The sequence below is a fragment of the Mesorhizobium sp. WSM3862 genome, from assembly GCF_002294985.1.
Lineage (GTDB): Bacteria > Pseudomonadota > Alphaproteobacteria > Rhizobiales > Rhizobiaceae > Mesorhizobium.
Map to the genome: position 1 here is coordinate 52,132 of NZ_NSGE01000007.1, position 19,491 is coordinate 71,622.

Consider the following 19,491-nt stretch of genomic DNA (forward strand, 5'->3'; position numbering starts at 1 on the left):
AACCCCATGCAAATCATCCAGAACCGTCGCCACTTCATGGCCGGAGCTGCGGCAGCAGGCGCTTCAGCTCTCATCGGCGCAACGACTGACGCTTGGGCCGAGGCACCCCCTGAAACGACCTCCGTTCGCTTGCCGCGGTGGATCGATGGCGCCTACTGCTGGGCAGGGATGTACCTGGCCGGAGAGTTCCTCAAAGCGGAGGGCTTCACCGACATCCGCTACGTACAGGGCGACGAGAAAGTCGATCAGGCGGTGTGGATTGCACGCGGCGACACGGATTTCAGCATGAACTACGCGCCGGTCCATGTCGCATCGATCGACGCGGGCGTGCCAATCAGGGTACTTGGCGGTCTGCATTCCGGGTGCCTCGAGCTGATCGCCAACGACAGCATCCAAGGCATCCCGGATCTCAAGGGCAAACGGGTAGGCATGCATGACATCCATGCGCCGTCGCGCGTGCTGGTCGCCCTGATGGCCGCCTATATTGGCCTGGATCCCGTCAACGACATCGAATGGGTCGAGGAAAGCAAGCCGGTGGAAGCCTTCGCCGACGGAAAGTTCGATGCATATCTCTTCACGCCTCCGGAGACGCAGCAACTGCGCGCCAAGAAAATCGGCCACACGATCCTCAACACGACCCTTGATCGCCCTTGGTCGCAGCACTTCTGCTGCATGACCTCGGCCGCTGCGGACTACGTGAGCAGATACCCGGTGGCGACCAAGCGCGTGCTCAGGGCCATCCTCAAGGGCGCCGACCTATGCATTTCGGACCCCGCATGGAGTGCAGCGCAAATGGTCGATCGAGGTTTCGTCCCCAGCTACGAAATCGCCCTGCAAACGCTGAGCGACACGCGGTACGACGTATGGCGGGACTACGATGCCGAAGCCTCGATGCGCTTCTACGCGTTGCGCATGCAGGAGACGGGCATGATCAAGTCGAGCCCACAGCAGATCATCGCCGAGGGAACAGACTGGCGATTCCTGGAGCAGCTGAAGCGCGAGCTCAAGACGTGAGCGTATTGGCGGCCCGTATCTTGCTGCTGGCGCTGATGGCCGGGCCAGCGCAGGCGCATGATGCGCAGCACGATGAGCGATTGCCGGCAATCGGACCGGCTCCAGACTTTACGCTGACGTCGCAGGACCGGGAGCGCGTCTCGCTGCACGACTTTCGCGGCAGGGTGATCGCCATTGCATTCATCTATACGCACTGTACCGACGTCTGTCCCATGCTGACCGCCCAGATGGCCAGCGTGCAGGAAAAGTTGGGTAGTGCGTTCGGACCCAAGATCGCCTTCATTTCGATCACCGTCGACCCGAAGCGCGATACGCCCGATGTTTTGAAGCAATATGCGCAGAATTTTGGCGCCGATCTGAAGGGCTGGTCGTTTCTTACCGGCGATCCGGCGACTGTCCATGAGGTTGGACGGAAATATGGGGTCTTCGCGAAGCAGGCGGCGAATGGTGATGTCGACCATACCTTGTTGACCTCGCTCGTAGACCCGAATGGCATCTTGCGAGTACAATATCTTGGCGTCCGGTTCGACTTGGAGGAGTTCCGGAGTGACCTTCTCGGCCTCTTGGACGAAACCAAATAGCATAACGAACTGGCTCGTTGGCTGGGTTGCCCGGCTGCCGGCGCGCGTCCAGACCAAGCTCTTGAGCGCGTTCCTGTCGATCGTCGGCCTGCTGATCGTGCTCGGTGCCGTCGGGTTGCAGGTGCTGAGTGGGGTCAACGATCAGACCAACGAGCTGATCAAGCTGCAGCGCAGGATCGCGGCCTACCGCCAAGTACAGCACGATACGACCACCCAGCTCTACGGTATCTCCACCGCCCTGTTGCTACAGGATAACCGGATGCTGGATACGGCGCTGCGCCAGCTCAATCAGTTCGGCTACGACCTCGAGCGCATGGAGTTCGTCGCCAAAGCCGAGGTGGAAGTGCTTGGCCAGGTCAGGCAAGAGTACGAAAAACTGACGGCCGGGGTGACGCACGTGGCAGAGCTTGTCCGCGCGGGCCGTACCGAGGAGGCGCGCAAGGTTCAGCTTGATGAAATCATACCGTCGGCTGATCGCCTCGAGCGGCTGACGAACCAGCTGGTCAACATGGCCGAAGCCGACATGGTGGCGGCCATCGAAACGACCGAGGGTGCGTACGGCACGTCCAGACTGATCGTGGTTTCGTTTGCCGTGGGCAGTATCCTGCTGGCGTTGGGGCTCGGTTACATCATCTCCTGGTCGTTGATCGAACCGGTCAAGAAGATCGAGACGCGTCTCAGCCAGATAGCGGCCGGCGACTTCGCGCAACGGGTTGCCGTCGCCAATCGCGACGAACTTGGAGTGCTCGCCGCTAACGTCAACCAGACCTCCGACCAGCTGGGGCGCCTGTATCAGGAGATTGAGACACGCACCCAGCAGCTCGATGAAGCCCTTCAGCAGCAGACAGCCACTGCAGACGTTCTGAAGGTCATCAGCCGCTCTACCTTCGATCTCCAGGTCGTGCTCGATACGTTGGTGGAATCGGCTGTCAGGCTCTGTCGCGCCGACAAGGGTGGCATCGTGCAGTTGCTTGATGGCGTATTCCGCTATGTGTCGACGCTTGGCTACCCGCCCAGCTTCCGTGCCTATGTCGACGCCAACCCACTTCCAGCGCTTGCCGCTGGCCGAGGCTCCGCCGTAGGGCGCGTAATCGAAGAACGGCGGATCGTGCAAATCGAAGACGTGACCGCTGATCCGGACTACCGCGTCGCCTTGATCGCTGAGGCAGGCGGATTCCGCACCGTCCTCGCTGCCCCGCTGTTGCGGGAAGGTGATCTCGTTGGCGTATTCGTCATGACGAGGGCTGAACCGCAACCGTTCAGTCCCAAGGAGATCGCGCTCGTCGAGACATTCGCCGACCAGGCCGTGATCGCCATCGAAAATGCGCGGCTCTTCGAGGCGGTGCAGGCACGGACGCGCGAGCTTGCGGCGTCGGTTGGTGAGCTCGAGGCGCTTGGTGAAGTGAGCAAGGCGGTCAATTCGACGCTGGATCTCGACACGGTGCTGAAGACGATCGTCGCCAAGGCGGTCCAGTTGTCGGCGACGGATGCTGGCACCATCTACGTGTTCAGCAGCACGCGGCAGCAATTCCGTCCGCGCGCCAACTTTGGGATGAGCGATGAGCTTATCGCGGCAGTCTCGCAGCAGACGATCGGGCTGGCCGATATGGGTATTGGCGACGCGCCCGGACGGTGCATGCCGGTGCAGTTTCCCGACCTCAGCAAGGAAACCTCATCCTTCCTTGTGAGAAAGACGATCCTCGACGCCGGATATCGCGGCATCCTGATCGTTCCGCTGCTGAGGCCCAACAAGATCGTCGGTGCATTGGTCGTCAGGCGCCACAAGCCAGGCGCCTTCGATGAGCAAGTTGTTCACCTGTTGGAGACCTTCGCAGCCCAATCGGTGGTCGCGATCCAGAATGCCAAGCTGTTCCGCGAGATCGAGGAGAAAGGCGAGGAGCTGGAAGCAGCCAGCCGCCACAAGTCCCAGTTCCTGGCGAATATGAGCCATGAACTCAGGACGCCGCTCAATTCGGTTCTGGGCTTCACAGAACTGCTGGTCGACGGCATCTACGGCGAACTCCCGGACAAGGCAAAGGCGACCGTCGCGCGTGTGCAGGCAAACGGCCGTCACCTCCTCGGGCTCATCAACGACGTGCTCGACCTGTCCAAGATCGAAGCCGGCCAGCTCACGCTGGCGATCGAGGACTACTCCGTCGCGCAGATTGTCCGATCGACCGTTACGGCGGTCGAGCCGCTCGCACGGGCGAAGGGTCTTGAGCTTTCAGCGACTGTTGCCGAGAACCTTCCAATCGGCCGTGGGGACGAACGCCGTTTGACGCAGATTCTGCTCAATCTCGCAGGCAATGCCGTCAAGTTCACCGAAACGGGTGCGGTCGATATTCTTGCCGATGCAGTCGATGGGAGCTTCGAGATCGCCGTCCGAGACACCGGTCCCGGTATTGCGTCCAAAGACCAGGCTCTTATCTTCGAAGAATTCCAGCAAGTCGACAACAGCAGCACCAGGCAGAAGGGTGGCACAGGTCTTGGCCTGGCGATCTCGAAGCGCATCGCCGAAATGCATGGCGGAACCTTAGACGTCGAGTCCGTGATCGGGTCAGGGTCGACATTCCGTCTGAAGGTCCCGATCAGGATGAATGAGGACGTGAGGGCCGCATGAGCAAACGAATCCTGATGGTCGAAGACACCGAGGACAACCGCCAAATCATCCGCGATCTCATTGCCACCACCGAATACGAACTGATCGAGGCGGCGGACGGTGCCGCCGGCATCGCTGCAGCTGCAGCACACAGGCCAGACCTGATCCTTATGGACATTCAGCTCCCGGTGATCGACGGGTATGAAGCGGCCCGCCGCATCAAGGCCGACCCGGCGCTCCGGCACATTCCGATTATCGCCGTCACCTCCTACGCGTTGTCGGGCGACAAGGCGAAAGCCCTTGCTGCTGGGTGCGATGGTTACATTGCCAAGCCATTCAGTCCACGCCAGCTGCTTTCCGAGATTCGCGGTTTCCTTTCTTGAGGGAGGCAACACCTTGCACGATCCGCCTCGCATTCTCGCGGTCGACGATACTCCGGAAAACCTCGAGATCCTGCGCATGCGCCTCGAGGCGAATGGCTATGAAGTTGTAACCGCCGCCGATGGTGAAGAGGGGCTTGCGAAAGCCCGCGAACTCACGCCGGATCTGATCCTGCTCGACATCATGATGCCGAAGCTCGACGGCATCAGTGTGGTCCGCATGCTCAAGCAGGATCACTCGCTGCGATCGATCCCCGTCATTCTGGTCACCGCGAAAGCCGACACGCGCGACGTGGTCGAGGGGCTGGACGCCGGTGGCGACGACTATCTGACAAAGCCCTTCGAGCACAGGGCGCTGCTGGCGCGGGTGCGCTCGATGTTGCGCCAGAAGGCGCTTCACGACACTGTCGCGAGCCAAGCCAAGCGCCTTGAGGACCAAGCCGCGCAACTTTCCGACTGGAACCGCTCGCTCGAGGAAACCGTCGCCGGCCAGGTGACGGAGCTCGAGCGAATGGCGCGGCTCAGGCGGTTCCTGCCCGAACAGGTCGCCGACCTCATCGTTGCGGCGGGCAATGGAGATGCGCTCTTGCAGAGCCACCGCCGCGAGGTGACGGTTGTCTTTTGCGATTTGCGCGGCTTCACGGCGTTCGCAGAGACCGCCGAACCCGAAGAAGTCATGACAGTTCTGGCCGAGTATCATTCCTGTCTCGGCGAACAAATCGTCCGTCACGAGGGGACGCTCGAGCGGTTCGTGGGCGACGGAATCGTCGTGGTTTTCAACGATCCAATGCCATGTGCCGACCACAGCGAGAGAGCTGTCTCGATGGCTGCCGCAATGCGCGAAGCGATTGACGAGCATTCCGAGCGATGGCGCAAGCGGGACTATTTGCTTGGCTTTGGGATCGGCATTGCCAGGGGCCACGCAACCATCGGGCGCATCGGTTTTGATCAGCGCTCGGACTATGCCGTCATCGGCACCGTGTCGAACCATGCCGCCCGTTTATGCGAGGAGGCCAAATCGCGCCAGATTCTTGTTAGCCAACGGGTCCTCGGAGCTGTCGAGTCGCTGGTCGAATCCGTTCCTGTTGGCGAACTGACGCTGAAGGGCTTTCGCCGCCCGATGCCTGCCTATGAAATCGTGCGGTGGATCGGTCGGCCAATCTAGCGCTGAGCGCACTCCGGCTTCGTTCGAGGGATGCGGTGCGTCGAACCACCGGCGCCGCGGCGCGGATCTGCCGTTCACGTCGCGGCAACCGCAAATCCGCTTCGGGTCAGAGCCTCACGCCCAGACGGCGGACAAACCGTGCTGACGATAGGCCCGCCTGGCCGCAGGCGAGCTGTGATAGTTGACTGCTGTACCCTCAGTCCTTGGCGCGCTCGACATAGGAGCCGTCGGCGGTCATCACCACCACGCGCGTGCCGGTCGTGATGTGCGGCGGCACGGCCGTGCGCACGCCGTTGGAAAGCACCGCAGGCTTGTAGGACGAAGACGCCGTCTGGCCCTTGGTGACCGGCTCGGTATCGACCACCTCGAAGACGGCGCGCTGCGGCAGCGTCAGCGAGATCGGCGCGCCGTTGAACTGCGCCAGCTGCACCGCCATGCCTTCCTGCAGGTAGGGCGCCATGTCGCCGACCACGCTTTCGGAGGCTACGACCTGGTCGTAGCTTTCCGGGTTCATGAAATGGAAGCCTTCGCCGTCGGAATAGAGGAAGGTGTGCTCGCGCTCCTCGACATAGGCGCGCTCGACCATCTCGGTCGTGCGGTAGCGCTCCGAGATCTTCACCCCGTCGCCGATGCGGCGCATGTCGAGCTGGGTCACCGGCGTGCCCTTGCCAGGGTGGATGTTTTCGGCAAAGAGGATGACATAGAGCTTGCCGTCCTTATCGACGACGTTGCCTTTGCGTAAGGAACTGGCGATGACCTTGACCACGATATTCAATCCCAATCGAGTTTTTCGGCCTGCAAGCGTCTTTGCCCACGAAGCGGCGACGGCGGCCATCGCGTGCGCCGTAGCGCATCTTGCGTCGAACCGCCAGCCTCCTCGGCGATTTTCCCGCCCATGACCACCGCTTCGCCCTGGTGGACGCCGCATGTACACGCCGATCGCCGGCCAAGGCTGATGGCGCGCAACGCCATTGCCGCCGCCTTGCGCAGTTGGTTCGCCGAGCGCGATTTCGTTGAGGTGACGACGGCCGCGCTGCAGGTTTCGCCCGGCAACGAGGCGCATCTTGCGGCCTTCGCCACCGAGGCGATCGCGCCGGACGCATCGCGCCAGCCGCTCTACCTTCACACCTCGCCGGAATTCGCCTGCAAGAAGCTGCTTGCCGCCGGCGAGAAGCGCATCTTCAGCCTGGGCTCCGTTTACCGAAACCGCGAGCGCGGGCCGCTGCATCATCCCGAATTCACCATGCTCGAATGGTACCGCGTCGGCGAGGCCTATGAGCGCCTGATGGCCGACTGCGCCGAATTTCTGGCGCTCGCCGCGGAAAAGGCCGGGGCCAAAAGCTTTCGGTTTCGTGGCCGCGAGGCCGATCCCTTCGCCGAGCCGGAGCGGCTGAGCGTGGCGGAAGCATTCATGCGCCATGCCGGCATCGACCTGCTGGCGACCGTCGGCGCCGACGGAAGCACCGACCGCGAAGCGCTCCACCAGGGCCTGGTCTGCGCCGGCCTGCGCACCGCGCCCGACGACAATTGGGCCGACCTGTTCAGCCGCGTGATGGTGGAAAAGGTCGAGCCGGCGCTGGGGCAGGGACGGGCGACAATCCTCTACGGCTACCCAGTCTCCGAGGCGGCTTTGGCACGGCCGAGCGCGGAGGACCCGCGCGTCGCCGAACGCTTCGAGCTTTATTGCTGCGGCGTCGAGCTTGCCAATGCGTTTGGCGAGCTCACCGATCCGGCCGAGCAGCGCCGCCGCTTCGTCGCCGAGATGGACGAGAAGGAGCGCATCTATGGCGAGCGCTATCCGCTGGACGAGGATTTCCTCGCCGCGCTTGCCATCATGCCGCAGGCGAGCGGCTCGGCCCTCGGCTTCGACCGGCTGGTGATGCTGGCAGCCGGCGCCGCCAGGATCGAAGATGTGATCTGGGCGCCGGTGGCCGGCTAATTCGCACTGTTCATGCGGTTGCGGCGGGGCAGTGCGCTGCGAAGGGCCGCGATTGCCTTGAGATTGCCGCATCCGCCATTGCACAAGCGGTGGTGGAACAATAGATGGTGCAGCAGCATCCAAGACGATTGTGCGGGCTTCCAGAGATGGCGGCCCGGCATCCATGGATGTGCGGTAGCATCTGCCCTCCCGCACAGCTTGAACAAACAGGACCAACCGCATGACCGACACGCTCGACGCAGGGAAACTGACCGACCGCGTCGCGGCGCTCGTCGAGGCGGCCAAGCGCGCCGGGGCGGACGCCGCCGACGCGGTCGCCGTGCGCGGCCGTTCGGCCGGCGTGTCGGTGCGGCTGGGCAAGGTCGAAGGCACCGAATCGTCGGAAAGCGAGGACGTGTCGCTGCGCGTCTTCGTCGGCCAGCGCGTGGCGAGCGTCTCGGCCACCGCCGCCTCCGACCCGAAGGCGCTTGCCGAGCGGGCCGTCGCCATGGCGAGAGTCTCCCCCGAGGATCCGTTCCAGGGCCTTGCCGACCCAGCGCTGCTCGCCCGCAATTTGCGTGATCTCGACCTCTTCGATCCGACTGAGGTGTCGGCCGATCAGCTCAAGGAGGCGGCGCTGGCAGCGGAAGCGGCGGCCCTTGCCGTCAATGGCGTCACCAATTCCTCCGGCAGCAGCGCCAGCGCCGGCCTTGGCGGCCTGGTACTTGCGACCTCGCATGGCTTTGTCGGCCAATATGTCGCGTCGCGCTTTTCACGTTCGACCAGCGTCATTGCAGGCCAAGGCACGGCGATGGAACGCGACTATGAATTCTCCTCGCGCCAGCATTTCGCCGATCTCGACGCGCCGGAGGAGATCGGCCGCAAGGCCGGCGAACGCGCCGTGCGCCGCCTCGGCGCCCGCAAGGCGGCGACCGGCCCGGTCGACGTCGTGTTCGACCCGCGTGTTGCGCGCGGCATTGCCGGCCATCTCGCCGGCGCCATCAACGGCGCCGCGGTGGCGCGCAAGACCAGCTTCCTGCGCGACATGATGGGAAAGCAGGTAGCCTCAAGCGCGATCACCGTCAGCGACGAGCCGCTGCGGCGTCGCGGCCAGGCGTCGCGGCCCTTCGACGGCGAAGGCGTCGAGGGCGACAAGCTGTTGATGGTAGACAAAGGCGTGCTCAACCACTGGTTCCTGTCGACCTCGGCCGCGCGCGAGCTTGGTCTCGTCACCAACGGCCGTGGCTCGCGCAGCGGCTCTTCGGTTTCGCCGTCCTCGACCAATCTGGCCATCGAGCCCGGCGATCGCGCGCCGGAGGAGCTGATCGCCTCGCTGCAGCTCGGCTTCTACGTCACCGAGGTCTTCGGCCAGGGCGTCGACATGGTGACCGGCGAATACAGCCGTGGCGCCTCCGGCTTCTGGATCGAGAACGGCGCGCTTGCCTATCCGGTGGCCGAGGTGACGATCGCCTCCAATTTGAAGACCATGTTCCTCAACATGGTGCCGGCGAGCGATCTCGACCGCAATTTCGGCACCGCCGCGCCGACGCTGCTGATCGAGGGGATGACCCTTGCCGGCGCCTAACATGGTCATCTCAGCCGAGACGCACGAAGACCTCGCTCTGCTTCGCGAAGCCGCCCGCGAGGCGGGCACCATCGCCATGCGCTATTTCGGCCAAAACCCCCAGGTGTGGATGAAGGGCGGGACCTCGCCGGTCAGCGAGGCCGACCATGCGGCCGACGCCTATCTGCGCGAGACCCTGCTCAAGGCGCGGCCGAATTATGGCTGGCTGTCCGAAGAAACCGCCGACGATCATGCCAGGCTGTCGGCCCGCCGCACTTTCGTCGTCGACCCTATCGATGGCACGCGCGGCTTTCTCGATGGCCTGCATTCCTGGTGCGTCAGCGTCGCCGTGGTCGAGGATGGCCGCTCGCTGGCCGGCGTGCTCGAATGTCCGGCCAAGCGCGAGACCTATTGGGCGCTGCCGGGCGAGGGCGCGTTCCTCAACGGCAAGCGCATCCAGGTCCGCCAACTCGGCGATACCGTCGAGATCGGCGGGCCGAAGCCGCTGGTCGAGCGCATGCCCGCTTCCTGGCAAGCCCGGATGCGCCGCGTCGCTTACATACCCTCGCTCGCCTACCGGCTGGCAATGATCGCCAACGGCAAGCTCGACGCGACCTTCGTCAAGCCCAACGCGCATGACTGGGACATCGCCGCCGCCGACCTTATCCTCCGCGAAGCGGGCGGCGCCTTGCTCGACCGCACCGGCAAGCCGCCGCGCTATGCCGGCGAGGTGATCAACCATGGCGCGCTCGCCGCCGGCAGCGGCGAACTGCTGGGCGTCCTGGCCGGCGTCATTGCCGGAGCTGACCAAGGGTGAGTCGGCCCACGGTTTCAAAATCGGCGGCTTTGGTCTAAACGTTTCACAAAATTCATGAATCTGCGAAGGATCGGCATGGCCGTGGAAGACGGAAAGAAACAGCTTTTGCACCTGGTGTTCGGCGGCGAGCTGAAAAAGCTGGGTGGAACCGAGTTCCGTGATCTGGATGCGCTCGACATCGTCGGCATCTACCCCGACTATCAATCGGCGCACGCCGCGTGGAAGGCGAAGGCGCAGGCCAGCGTCGACAATGCCCACATGCGCTATTTCGTCGTTCACCTGCACCGGTTGCTCGACCCGGAAACAAAGGCAGCCGGTTGACTTCGATGGAGCATGAAGTGGTGAAAGGAGCGACGGGGCGCGCCGCCGGGCGGGGCGGGACTCGCACGCTGTGGCGCCGCATCCGAGAGCCGCTCGCCCAGTCGCGATTCGTCAAGAATTTCATCGCCAGCCTGTTCGCCTGGTTCGTGCGGCTGATTCGCATCACCAGCCCGCTGGTGAAAGGGTCGACGCAGGTCGCCGGCGGCGCCTATGCGCATCTCGAACCGGGCATCATCGCGCTGTGGCATGGCCAGCATCTCTTGACGCCGGCTTATTATCCCAAGGGCCGGCCGCTGGTCGCCATGGTATCGCGCAGTGCCGACGCCGAGCTTAACGCGCTGATGCTGAACAGATTCGGCATCGAGGCGGTGCGCGGCTCGGGTGGCCGCGACAGTTCGAGGCATCTCGACAAAGGCGGCGCCAAAGCCTTGATCGCGCTCAAGAAAGCGCTGGTGGCGGGCAAGAATGTCGCGATGATCGCCGACATTCCACACGGCACGCCGCGCGACGCGGGGCTGGGCATCGTGCTTTTGGCCAGGCTTTCCGGGCGCCCGATCCTGCCTTCGGCGATCGCCACCAGCCGCCGCAAGGTGCTGGAAAAGAGCTGGGACAAGACCACCATCAACCTGCCGTTCGGCCGCTCCGCCGTTGTCGTCGGGCAGCCGGTCTTCGTGCCGGCCAACGCCGACGACGCCGAGATGGAGCGCAAGCGCCAGGAAGTCACCGCCTCGCTCAACGCCGCGACCGCCGAGGCCTACCGCCTCGTGGACGGCGACAAATGAGCGAGCGCTGGGCGCGCGCGGCCCTGACCGCCTATCGTTACGCCGGGGCCGTCGCCTATCCGCTGATCGGACCCTATGTCGCCTGGCGCGCCTCGCGCGGCAAGGAAGACCGCGTTCGCCGTCGCGAGCGCTACGGCGTCGCCGGCCGTCCGCGTCCGGAAGGACCGGTGATCTGGATCCACGCCGCGAGCGTCGGCGAGACGATCGCCGTCGTGCCGCTGGTCGAAAGCATTCTCGATTACGGCGTCAACATCGTGCTGACGACCGGCACTGTGACCTCGGCCAAGGTCGCCGACGAGCGGCTTGGCAGCCGCATCATCCACCAATATGTGCCGCTCGACCTCAAGCCAGCGGTAAGCCGCTTCCTCGATCACTGGCTGCCGGAGCTGGCCATCATAGCCGAATCGGAGATCTGGCCGATGACCATCCTGGAACTCGGCGCGCGCAACGTGCCGCAGGTCCTGGTCAACGGGCGACTGTCGGACCGTTCCTTCCGGTCGTGGAAGAAGCGCGCCGGCGTCGCCGAGGCGCTGTTCGAGAATCTTGCCCATGTCGTTGCCCAGTCGGATGTCGACGGCGAGCGTTTCCGCGTCCTCGGCGCCCGGCCGGTGACCGTTTCCGGCAACCTCAAGGTGGACACCAACCCGCCGCCGGTCGACGAGCGGGCGCTGGCGATCCTGCAGCGCCAGATCGGCTTACGCCCGACCTGGGCGGCGATCTCGACCCATGACGGGGAGGAGGTCGCCGCGGCGGAAGTCCATGCGACCCTGCACAAGCGCCACCCTGGACTGTTGACCATCGTCGTGCCCCGCCATCCCGACCGCGCGGACGCGCTGGCCGCGCAGATATCCGGCATGGGGCTGAAAGTCGCGCGCCGCAGCAAGGGCGACCGCATCACGTCCGAGACCGATATCCTGCTCGGCGACACGATCGGCGAGATGGGACTTTATCTCAGGCTGACCGAGATCGCCTTCGTCGGCCGCTCGCTGACCTCCGAGGGCGGCCAGAATCCGCTCGAGCCGGCGATGCTCGACACGGCGGTGCTGGCCGGCCGCAACGTGCAGAATTTCCGCGAAGCCTATCAGCGCCTGCTCGATCGCGGCGGCGCCAAGCTGGTGCGCGACCGCGACATGCTGGCCGGCGCCGTCAATTTCCTTTTGACCAACGAGGCGGTGCGCCACGAGATGATGGCGGCGGGCGCGGCGACCGTCGACGAGATGCGCGGCGCGCTTCAGCGCACGCTGAAGTCGCTCGAGCCCTACATCCAGCCGCTGGTCGTCAAGGCGCGCCTGAAAGGCGCCAACGGGCGCTAGCGCATGGCCCAAAAACTCGGATCCGATCTTTGGAAAGGGTCATGCGCCATGGAAGTCGCGCCATGACCAGCGAAGCGCCGCCCTTCTGGTGGGAAAAGCCGGACTGGCGCGTGCTGGCGCTTTCGCCGGTGTCCGCGATGTATGGAATGGTGGCTGGGCGCCGCATGCGGCGCGCGCCGCGCGAGAAGGTCGCGGCACCTGTGCTGTGCGTCGGCAACTTCACCGTCGGCGGCAGCGGCAAGACGCCGGTCGCCATCGCGCTGGCTAAACAGGCAAAGCGCATGCAGCTCACGCCCGGCTTCCTGTCGCGCGGCCATGGCGGTTCCTTCGCCAAGCCGCATGTCGTCGATGCGCATCACGACGCGGCCAAGCATGTCGGCGACGAGCCGCTGCTGCTTGCCGAACATGCGCCGGTCGCGGTGACGGCCAACCGCGCCGCCGGCGCCAAACTGCTGATGGCAGAGCATGGCTGCGACTTCCTGATCATGGATGACGGTTTCCAGTCGGCGCGCATCCATATCGACTACGCGCTGGTCGTGGTCGACGCGCGTTTCGGCATCGGCAATGGCCGAGTCATTCCGGGCGGCCCGCTCCGGGCCAAGATCGTCGATCAGCTGGTCTTCACCGGCGGCTTGCTGAAGATGGGCGAGGGGAGCGCCGCCGATACGGTGGTACGTCAGGCGGCGCGCGCCGGCCGGCCGATCTTTTTGGCCCATGTCGAGCCGGCGAATCCGGCGCGCTTTGCCGGCGGGCGCTTCCTTGCCTTTGCCGGCATCGGCCATCCGGAGAAATTCTTCGACACGCTGCGCGGCGCCGGCGGCGAGGTCGCGCTGTCGCGCGCTTTTCCCGACCATCATTTCTACGCCGCGGACGAGCTTGCCGATCTGGCGGCGCTTGCCCAGCGCGAGGGGCTTCGGCTTGTCACCACGGCAAAGGATGCCGCACGGCTTCGCCACGGCGCCGCACCAGCCGGCTTCCTGGAGCAGCTCGACGTGCTTGAGATCGACGCCGTGTTCGAGATCGACCACGTGCCGGAGCGCATCATCAATGAGACGCTGGATGCATGGCGACAGCGCAAGATGAGACCGTCCTCATCCTAGGAGGTTCTACCCGCGCTTGCGCAGCTCCGGATGCGCCTCGATCTCACGCCGCAGCGACGCTGCCGCGTTCACATATGGCTCCTGCCTGGCGACGCTCCAATATTTGAGCTCGTCCAGCGGAATGCTTTCGCCGGTCACCGCGCAGCGCACGAACGCGCCGGGGCTCGTCACCTGGAAGTCGCCGTCGAGATAGCGGATGCGCGCTTCCTTGCCGCCGGGGCCTTCAAAACGGTTCATCATGGAATGGCGCATAGGTTCATAGGGGTTCAATCGCCACAAATCGAAGGCAAGGTCAAGCTTGGCGCAATGCTCATGTAGTATGCCGGTTGGCACAATGGTTGTCGGGAAGCGCCATGGACATCACCAACGCCAGCGTGACGTCGCTGCTGAAAGAGGCGCTGGCGCCGCAGCCGGTGCCGTCGCCCAAGGCCGAACCTGCGACCGCGGCGCTGGTCAAGGCGCTCGTCCAGCCGCCGGCGCCGTCCGTCGTGTCCTCCGCACAGGTGGCCGCGCAGGCGCTGAACGGCACGTTGCCGGCCGCTCAACCAACTCAGCGTCTGTCCTCGGCCGAGATCGAGAACGCCTACAGAGCCGTCCTGGAATCCGATGCCGGCACTGATGGCGCCTCGACGAAGTCTCCGGCTGGCAGGTCGGCGGCTGACGCCGATCAGCCTTCGCGGGCGCTGCCCCAGGTTCCACCGCCGGCCGCCGATGGCACCGCAAGGGTCGTGGCGGCGCCCTCTTCGTTCTCGCCGGTGCTTGCGTCCGGAGTGCTGGTAGCGGCCAACGCCAATGCGCCGCCGCGCGGCGGCGTTCGCAGCCCCGGCCATGCCCCGCGATCCGAACCCGGCCAGACGCCGCTGTGGATGATATCGATCGTGACGGCCGTCGTCTCGGCTGCGACCACCACGATCGTGCTGATGCTGCTTCGCTGATCCGGGCGATCTAGTCCTCGTCCTGCAGGAAGGCTTCGAGCTTCTCCGGCGCCAGGCCCGCCTGTTCGGCGATGCGCCTGGCGAGATCGGCGGCGGCCGCCCGCAGCCGTCCGACCGGGCGGTCGAGCCAGTAGGACACCGGATTGAGCGCGACCCGCTCGTCAACGGGAACAATCCGGCCCGACTTCAACTGGTCTGCCGTCAGCGGCGGCCGCGCCAGCGCGATGCCGAGCCCATGCGCCGCCGCGTCGAGCACCAGATTGTAGTCCTCGAAACGCCGGTCCTGCGGGCGCGGGCGATAATCGACCTCCTGTGCCGCGAACCAGGCGCGCCAGGCGGACGCGTCGGAATCGTTGATCAGCGGGAATTTGAGCAGCCGGGCCGGGTCGCCGTGCCCGATCGCCTTCGCCAGCTCCGGCGAGGCGATCGGGAAAATGTGCTCCTCGAAAAGCTGGACCGAGACGCGCCCCGGAATGCGACCGCGCCCGCAGCGCACCGAAAGGTCGATGCCTTCGTCGGCAAGGTCGGCCTGGCGGTTGTCGACGTCGAGCACGATGCGCAGCCGGGTCGGGTTGTTTTCGAGCGCCGCCATGCGCGGCATCAGCCAAAGGCCGCTGACCGAAGGGATCGAAGCCAGCCGCACCACCGCGGTGCCGCGCGGCTCGACCCAGCGATCGGAATTGACCGAGATCAGCGCGAAGGCCTCGGTGGTGCGCAGGTGCAGCCGGTTGCCCTCATTGGTCAGCGTGACGCCGCGCGCGTTGCGCTCGAACACCTTGAGCCCGAGCCAGTCCTCCAGCTTGGCGATCTGACGGCTGATCGCGCCATGGGTGAGGTTGAGCCTTTCGGCCGCCGCGGAAAAGCTTCCCGTCCGCGCCGCCGCGTCGAAGGCGCGCAAAGTCTCGAGCGGCAATAGCTGGTCAGAGCTGTGAAGCATGCTCACAGCTGACCCTCGAATTGCTCGTTTGTCAATCGGCGGGCAATGGCGTTTTCTCTCTCTATGGCACTGAGAGACGAGGATTCGGCAATGAGCGCTTACACCGGCACGTTGAATGAGACACAGCGCATGGACACCACGGCCGCGATCGCGGTGGCGCTGACGGTGGTCGGCTGGGCGTCTGCCTTCCCGGCGATCCGCGCTGGCCTTGCCGCCTTCCAGCCGCTGGAGCTCGGGGCGCTGCGCTTCGCCATCGCGGCCGTGCCGGCAGCGATCTTCCTTGCGGTCAAGCGTCCGGCGCTGCCGAGGATCGATGAGCTGTGGCGTTTCGGCTTCGGCGGTGCCATCTTCGTCGCGCTCTACACCGCCATGCTCAATTTCGGCGAGCTCACCGTCTCGGCGGGCGCCGCCGGCTTCATCATCAATGTCAGCCCGATCTTCACGGCCATCATGGCCATGGCGTTGCTCGGGGAGCGTTTTTCCGGCATGGCCTGGCTTGGCACGGTGATCTCGTTTGCCGGCATCGGCATCATCGCGGTGGCGGACGGCCATGGCCTGCATTTCAACACCGGCGCGTTGCTGGTGCTGGGCTCCGCCCTTTGCTCGGCCGTCAACACCATCGTCCAGAAGCCGCTCTTTGCGCGCCATCATCCGCTGACGATCGCCGCTTCCAACATGGTGCTCGGCGCGCTCTGCCTGTCGCCCTTCCTGGCGGAAGCGTTTGTGCAGGCCGCGGTCGCCGACATGGCCGGCCTCGGCGCCGTCATCTATCTGGGCATCGTGCCCAGCCTGATCGCCTACGCCGCCTGGGCCACCGCGCTGTCGCGCCTGCCGGCCGCGCGCGCCTCGAACTTCCTCTATCTGGTCTCGCCGACCTCCGCTCTGATCGGTTTCTTCTGGCTCGGCGAAGTACCGACTCTCCTCGGCATGCTCGGCGGCGCGCTGGCGCTCGGCGGTGTGATCGTGGTGAATTTGAAGCGGTAAGTCAGAGGGTTGAGGCCGGTTCCTGACTCAAGGAAAGAGCCGCCTCGAGCGGCCCTTTTCTTGCCCCTCATCCGGCCGCTACGCGGCCACGAGAACGGGTTGGTGCTGGCGCTGAAGGTCTCCTCTCCCCATAGGGAGAAGTCAGCGGAGTGAAGCGGAGGCTGGGTGAGGGGAATTGGCGCGCTCACCTTCGCCCGAACAATCTTTCAATGTCGGCGAGTTTCAGCTCGATATAGGTCGGCCTGCCATGGTTGCAGGTGCCGGAGCCGGGCGTCGCCTCCATTTGGCGCAGCAGCGCGTTCATCTCCTCGGCCTTGAGCAGCCGGCCCGAGCGCACCGAGCCGTGGCAGGCCATGGTCGCGGCTATTCTGTCCAGCCGTTCCTTCAGGGTCTCGACCGTGTCGTTGTCGGCGATCTCGTCGGCGAGGTCACGCACCAGTTGCTGCACGTTGGTTTCGCCGAGCATCGACGGCGTCTCGCGCACCGCCACCGCGCCCGGGCCGAAGCGCTCCAGGCCGAGGCCGAATTTGGCCAGCGTCTCGGAATGCATCGCCAGCCGCTCGGCATCCTCTTCCGCAAGGTCGACGATCTCGGGCAAAAGCAGCATCTGCGAAGGCACGGCGCGAGAGTGCAGCGCGTTCTTCAAGGCCTCGTAGACCAGGCGCTCATGTGCGGCATGCTGGTCGACGATGATCAGCGAATCCCGGGTCTGGGCGACGATATAGTTCTCATGCACCTGAGCGCGCGCCGCGCCCAGCACCGTGCCGAGCAGCGCCTCGGCCGGCTCGGCGATGCCCGCCCGCGCGTCGGCGCTTGCCAGCGGCCCGGTGTCGAAGGCAGCCTGATCGTTCTCGGCGAAGCCGCCTCGCGCCGGCCGCGCTTCGCCCATGTCGAGCGGCCGCTGCGGCGAGCGCGCCAAAGTCGAACCATGATCAAAGCTGGAGCCGGAGGCGCGAAAAGCGGCCTCATAGCTGCGGTGGCCACTGGCCGGTCCGGGATGCGAATAGGACGCCGCGCCGGGCCGGAAAGCCGCCATCATGCCGGCCGCGCCGGTGGTCGCGGCCCGGATGCCGGCGCCGGCCATCGCCTCGCGGATGGCGCCGACAATCAACCCGCGCACCAGGCCCGGATCGCGGAAGCGCACATCGGCCTTGGCCGGGTGGACGTTGACGTCGACGGTTGCCGGATCGAGCGAAAGGAACAGCACGGTCACCGCATGCCGGTCGCGCGGCAGCACGTCGGCGAAGGCGCCGCGGATCGCGCCGGCGATCAGCTTGTCGCGCACCGGCCGGCCGTTGACATAGGCATATTGCTGCAGCGCGTTGGCGCGGGTGTAGGAAGGGATCGAGACGTGGCCGGCAAGATGCACGCCGTCGCGCATGGCATCGATCGCAATGGCATTGTCGGGAAAGTCGGCGCCCATCACTTGCGCGATGCGGGCGAGCCGGCCCTCCGGCGTGTCGCCGGTCGCCGGCAGCTCCAGCGTCGAGCGGTCGGACCCGGCAAGCGTGAAGCGCACGACGGGGAAGGCGATGGCGATGCGCTTCACCACGTCGCCGGTGGCCGAGCTTTCGGCGCGCTCGCCCTTCATGAATTTGAGCCGTGCCGGCGTGGCGAAGAACAGGTCGCGCACTTCGACGGTGGTGCCGCGATTGGCCGCCGCCGGCTTGACGGCCGACACCCGGCCGCCCTCGATGCTGATCTCGGCCGCGCTGTCGCCGGCGGCCGTGCGCGAGCGGATCGAAAGCCTGGCCACCGAGCCGATCGATGGCAACGCCTCGCCGCGGAATCCGAGCGAGCGGATGTCGTGGATATCGTCCGACAGCTTCGATGTGCAGTGTCGGGCAACTGCCAGCGCCAGTTCGCGCTCGGGAATGCCCGAGCCGTCATCGGTGACGCGGATGAGCGAGAGCCCGCCGCCGGCGGTGACGATCTCGACGCGCGACGCGCCGGCGTCGAGCGCATTCTCGACCAACTCCTTCACCACGCTTGCGGGACGCTCGATGACCTCGCCGGCGGCGATCTGGTTGATCATCGTTTCGGAAAGCTGGCGAATGGGCATCCGAGGATTATAGGCGGATTCGAACGGTGTGGGGGAGGGGCTACTTCATGCCTGCGCCACCAGCCAGTCCCTGACCTTGCGCGCGTTGTCGCTGAGCTCGCGGTTCTTCGGCCAGATGACGTGGAAGCCGATGCCGGTCCTCATCACATGCTCGGTCACCGGCACCAGCAGCCCTGATGCCACCAGCCGCTCGACCAGATGCCGCCAGCCAAGCGAGATGCCTTGCCCTTCCATCACCGCCTGGATCACCAGGGCATAGTCGTTGATGCGCAGGCCGCGCTCGGCATTGCGCAGGCTGGTTCCGGCCGACGCGAACCATTCGTCCCAGTTCGGCGCCTCGCGATAGGGCTCCTCGAGATGGATCAGCCGGTGCGTGGCCAGTTCCTCGACCGTCTTCGGCATGCCGAATTTGGCGAGGTAGCTGGGGCCGGCGACGGGGAAGATCTCTTCATCGGACAGCGACAGCGAGTGATAGTCCGGCCAGTCGCGCGGCACGCCGCCGCGCACCCCGAGCGGAATACCCTCGGCAATGATGTCGAGGTCGCGGTCGGCGGTCTGGATGCGCAGGTCGATGCCCGGCAGTTGGTCGCGGAACTGCTGCAGACGCGGCATCATCCAGAACGAGCCGAAGGCCGTCGAGGCGGCAAGGGTGACATGGCCGCCGGTCGCCTGCAGGCGAAGGTCCTCGGCAGATTTGCGGATATGCGACAGCCCCAGCGAGACGTCCGCGTGGAAGCGCTCGCCGGCCTCGGTCAGGAGCACCTGGCGGTGGCGGCGCTGAAACAGCTTGGCGCCGAGCTGTTCCTCCAGTCCGCGCACCGCATAGGAGACGGCCGCCTGGGTCATGCCGAGCTCGCGCCCGGCCGCGGTGAAGCTCGACAGCCGGCCTGCCGCCTCGAAGACGACGAGGCTGCCGGCCGAGGGCAGGAGATGGCGCAGGCTTCGCATAAGCGCAGCTTATACAAGAGATCAGGATTTTCCAGCGTCACATCCATATTTCGTGTCGCTAACTTGGTCGG

19 protein-coding genes are annotated in these 19,491 nt (G+C 65.4%); 14 read left to right on the top strand and 5 right to left on the bottom strand.

What is annotated here, in order from left to right; translation table 11 throughout:
• The first annotated feature begins 6 nt into the window (after positions 1 to 6).
• From CK224_RS21550 to CK224_RS21570, 5 genes are read left to right on the top strand one after another with little or no spacing between them, the layout of a single operon-like run.
• Complete coding sequence (locus CK224_RS21550) at positions 7 to 1,014, top strand: ABC transporter substrate-binding protein (protein ID WP_095783169.1); 1,008 nt, start codon at positions 7 to 9, stop codon at positions 1,012 to 1,014.
• On the top strand, positions 1,011 to 1,595 hold the full coding sequence (locus CK224_RS21555; RefSeq protein WP_176477988.1) for an SCO family protein: 585 nt from the start codon (positions 1,011 to 1,013) through the stop codon (positions 1,593 to 1,595). The genes CK224_RS21550 and CK224_RS21555 overlap by 4 nt, the downstream gene beginning before the upstream one ends.
• Complete coding sequence (locus CK224_RS21560) at positions 1,561 to 4,215, top strand: GAF domain-containing protein (RefSeq protein WP_176477989.1); 2,655 nt, start codon at positions 1,561 to 1,563, stop codon at positions 4,213 to 4,215. The genes CK224_RS21555 and CK224_RS21560 overlap by 35 nt, the downstream gene beginning before the upstream one ends.
• Positions 4,212 to 4,577 carry a response regulator gene (locus CK224_RS21565; protein WP_095783172.1) on the top strand — a complete coding sequence of 122 codons (366 nt, stop codon included), beginning with the start codon at positions 4,212 to 4,214 and terminating at the stop codon, positions 4,575 to 4,577. Before CK224_RS21560 ends, CK224_RS21565 begins: the two co-directional genes overlap by 4 nt.
• On the top strand, positions 4,495 to 5,739 hold the full coding sequence (locus tag CK224_RS21570; RefSeq protein WP_245426093.1) for a response regulator: 1,245 nt from the start codon (positions 4,495 to 4,497) through the stop codon (positions 5,737 to 5,739). The genes CK224_RS21565 and CK224_RS21570 overlap by 83 nt, the downstream gene beginning before the upstream one ends.
• Before the next feature lie 196 nt (positions 5,740 to 5,935).
• On the opposite strand, the gene efp is transcribed toward CK224_RS21570, so the two are convergent.
• Positions 5,936 to 6,505: an elongation factor P gene (efp, locus tag CK224_RS21575; RefSeq protein ID WP_067000944.1), complete on the bottom strand. Its 570-nt coding sequence runs from the start codon at positions 6,503 to 6,505 to the stop codon at positions 5,936 to 5,938.
• A 129-nt stretch (positions 6,506 to 6,634) separates the two neighbouring features.
• Here efp and epmA point away from each other — a divergent pair, with 129 nt between their 5' ends.
• From epmA to lpxK, 7 genes are all read left to right on the top strand, one after another.
• Positions 6,635 to 7,678: an EF-P lysine aminoacylase EpmA gene (gene epmA, locus CK224_RS21580; protein ID WP_095783173.1), complete on the top strand. Its 1,044-nt coding sequence runs from the start codon at positions 6,635 to 6,637 to the stop codon at positions 7,676 to 7,678.
• Between the two features lie 220 nt (positions 7,679 to 7,898).
• Entirely contained in the window at positions 7,899 to 9,242 is a 1,344-nt protein-coding gene (locus tag CK224_RS21585) for a TldD/PmbA family protein (RefSeq protein WP_095783174.1), read from the top strand.
• A 1-nt stretch (position 9,243) separates the two neighbouring features.
• Positions 9,244 to 10,038 carry a 3'(2'),5'-bisphosphate nucleotidase CysQ gene (locus CK224_RS21590; protein ID WP_095780018.1) on the top strand — a complete coding sequence of 265 codons (795 nt, stop codon included), beginning with the start codon at positions 9,244 to 9,246 and terminating at the stop codon, positions 10,036 to 10,038.
• 75 nt (positions 10,039 to 10,113) lie between these two features.
• Entirely contained in the window at positions 10,114 to 10,359 is a 246-nt protein-coding gene (locus CK224_RS21595; RefSeq protein WP_040973997.1) for a DUF4170 domain-containing protein, read from the top strand.
• 5 nt (positions 10,360 to 10,364) lie between these two features.
• Positions 10,365 to 11,141 carry a lysophospholipid acyltransferase family protein gene (locus CK224_RS21600; protein ID WP_095783175.1) on the top strand — a complete coding sequence of 259 codons (777 nt, stop codon included), beginning with the start codon at positions 10,365 to 10,367 and terminating at the stop codon, positions 11,139 to 11,141.
• Positions 11,138 to 12,454, top strand: coding sequence for a lipid IV(A) 3-deoxy-D-manno-octulosonic acid transferase (waaA, locus tag CK224_RS21605; protein WP_095783176.1), 1,317 nt, complete (start codon positions 11,138 to 11,140; stop codon positions 12,452 to 12,454). The genes CK224_RS21600 and waaA overlap by 4 nt, the downstream gene beginning before the upstream one ends.
• Positions 12,455 to 12,516: 62 nt before the next feature.
• A complete protein-coding gene (gene lpxK / locus CK224_RS21610; RefSeq protein ID WP_095783307.1) occupies positions 12,517 to 13,554 on the top strand; it encodes a tetraacyldisaccharide 4'-kinase in 1,038 nt (345 codons plus the stop codon).
• A gap of 6 nt (positions 13,555 to 13,560) precedes the next feature.
• Here the strand turns inward: lpxK and CK224_RS21615 are convergent, their stop codons facing one another.
• The gene (locus CK224_RS21615; protein WP_067000947.1) at positions 13,561 to 13,794 is read right to left on the bottom strand and encodes a DUF2093 domain-containing protein; all 234 of its coding nucleotides are present in this window, start codon (positions 13,792 to 13,794) and stop codon (positions 13,561 to 13,563) included.
• Positions 13,795 to 13,907: 113 nt separating this feature from the next.
• On the opposite strand from CK224_RS21615, the gene CK224_RS21620 reads away from it, so the two are divergent.
• Positions 13,908 to 14,489, top strand: a complete 582-nt coding sequence (locus CK224_RS21620; RefSeq protein WP_095783177.1) for a hypothetical protein — start codon at positions 13,908 to 13,910, stop codon at positions 14,487 to 14,489.
• A gap of 10 nt (positions 14,490 to 14,499) precedes the next feature.
• On the opposite strand, the gene CK224_RS21625 is transcribed toward CK224_RS21620, so the two are convergent.
• Complete coding sequence (locus tag CK224_RS21625; protein WP_095783178.1) at positions 14,500 to 15,426, bottom strand: LysR family transcriptional regulator; 927 nt, start codon at positions 15,424 to 15,426, stop codon at positions 14,500 to 14,502.
• A 90-nt stretch (positions 15,427 to 15,516) separates the two neighbouring features.
• On the opposite strand from CK224_RS21625, the gene CK224_RS21630 reads away from it, so the two are divergent.
• A complete protein-coding gene (locus tag CK224_RS21630) occupies positions 15,517 to 16,410 on the top strand; it encodes a DMT family transporter (RefSeq protein WP_095783179.1) in 894 nt (297 codons plus the stop codon).
• Between the two features lie 184 nt (positions 16,411 to 16,594).
• Here the strand turns inward: CK224_RS21630 and mutL are convergent, their stop codons facing one another.
• Positions 16,595 to 18,472: a DNA mismatch repair endonuclease MutL gene (gene mutL / locus CK224_RS21635; protein ID WP_095783180.1), complete on the bottom strand. Its 1,878-nt coding sequence runs from the start codon at positions 18,470 to 18,472 to the stop codon at positions 16,595 to 16,597.
• Positions 18,473 to 18,517: 45 nt separating this feature from the next.
• The gene (locus CK224_RS21640; RefSeq protein ID WP_095778563.1) at positions 18,518 to 19,420 is read right to left on the bottom strand and encodes a LysR substrate-binding domain-containing protein; all 903 of its coding nucleotides are present in this window, start codon (positions 19,418 to 19,420) and stop codon (positions 18,518 to 18,520) included.
• Positions 19,421 to 19,491: the final 71 nt, after the last annotated feature.

Excerpts from the sequence above, each read along its gene's own strand:
- CK224_RS21550 (WP_095783169.1), top strand. The coding sequence starts at position 7 with ATGCAAATCATCCAGAACCGTCGCCACTTCATGGCCGGAGCTGCGGCA.
- CK224_RS21565 (WP_095783172.1), top strand. The coding sequence starts at position 4,212 with ATGAGCAAACGAATCCTGATGGTCGAAGACACCGAGGACAACCGCCAA.
- epmA (WP_095783173.1), top strand. The coding sequence starts at position 6,635 with ATGACCACCGCTTCGCCCTGGTGGACGCCGCATGTACACGCCGATCGC.
- CK224_RS21585 (WP_095783174.1), top strand. The coding sequence starts at position 7,899 with ATGACCGACACGCTCGACGCAGGGAAACTGACCGACCGCGTCGCGGCG.
- CK224_RS21590 (WP_095780018.1), top strand. The coding sequence starts at position 9,244 with ATGGTCATCTCAGCCGAGACGCACGAAGACCTCGCTCTGCTTCGCGAA.
- CK224_RS21595 (WP_040973997.1), top strand. The coding sequence starts at position 10,114 with ATGGCCGTGGAAGACGGAAAGAAACAGCTTTTGCACCTGGTGTTCGGC.
- CK224_RS21600 (WP_095783175.1), top strand. The coding sequence starts at position 10,365 with ATGGAGCATGAAGTGGTGAAAGGAGCGACGGGGCGCGCCGCCGGGCGG.
- waaA (WP_095783176.1), top strand. The coding sequence starts at position 11,138 with ATGAGCGAGCGCTGGGCGCGCGCGGCCCTGACCGCCTATCGTTACGCC.
- lpxK (WP_095783307.1), top strand. The coding sequence starts at position 12,517 with ATGACCAGCGAAGCGCCGCCCTTCTGGTGGGAAAAGCCGGACTGGCGC.
- CK224_RS21615 (WP_067000947.1), bottom strand. The coding sequence starts at position 13,794 with ATGATGAACCGTTTTGAAGGCCCCGGCGGCAAGGAAGCGCGCATCCGC.
- CK224_RS21620 (WP_095783177.1), top strand. The coding sequence starts at position 13,908 with ATGGACATCACCAACGCCAGCGTGACGTCGCTGCTGAAAGAGGCGCTG.
- CK224_RS21625 (WP_095783178.1), bottom strand. The coding sequence starts at position 15,426 with ATGCTTCACAGCTCTGACCAGCTATTGCCGCTCGAGACTTTGCGCGCC.
- CK224_RS21630 (WP_095783179.1), top strand. The coding sequence starts at position 15,517 with ATGAGCGCTTACACCGGCACGTTGAATGAGACACAGCGCATGGACACC.
- mutL (WP_095783180.1), bottom strand. The coding sequence starts at position 18,472 with ATGCCCATTCGCCAGCTTTCCGAAACGATGATCAACCAGATCGCCGCC.
- CK224_RS21640 (WP_095778563.1), bottom strand. The coding sequence starts at position 19,420 with ATGCGAAGCCTGCGCCATCTCCTGCCCTCGGCCGGCAGCCTCGTCGTC.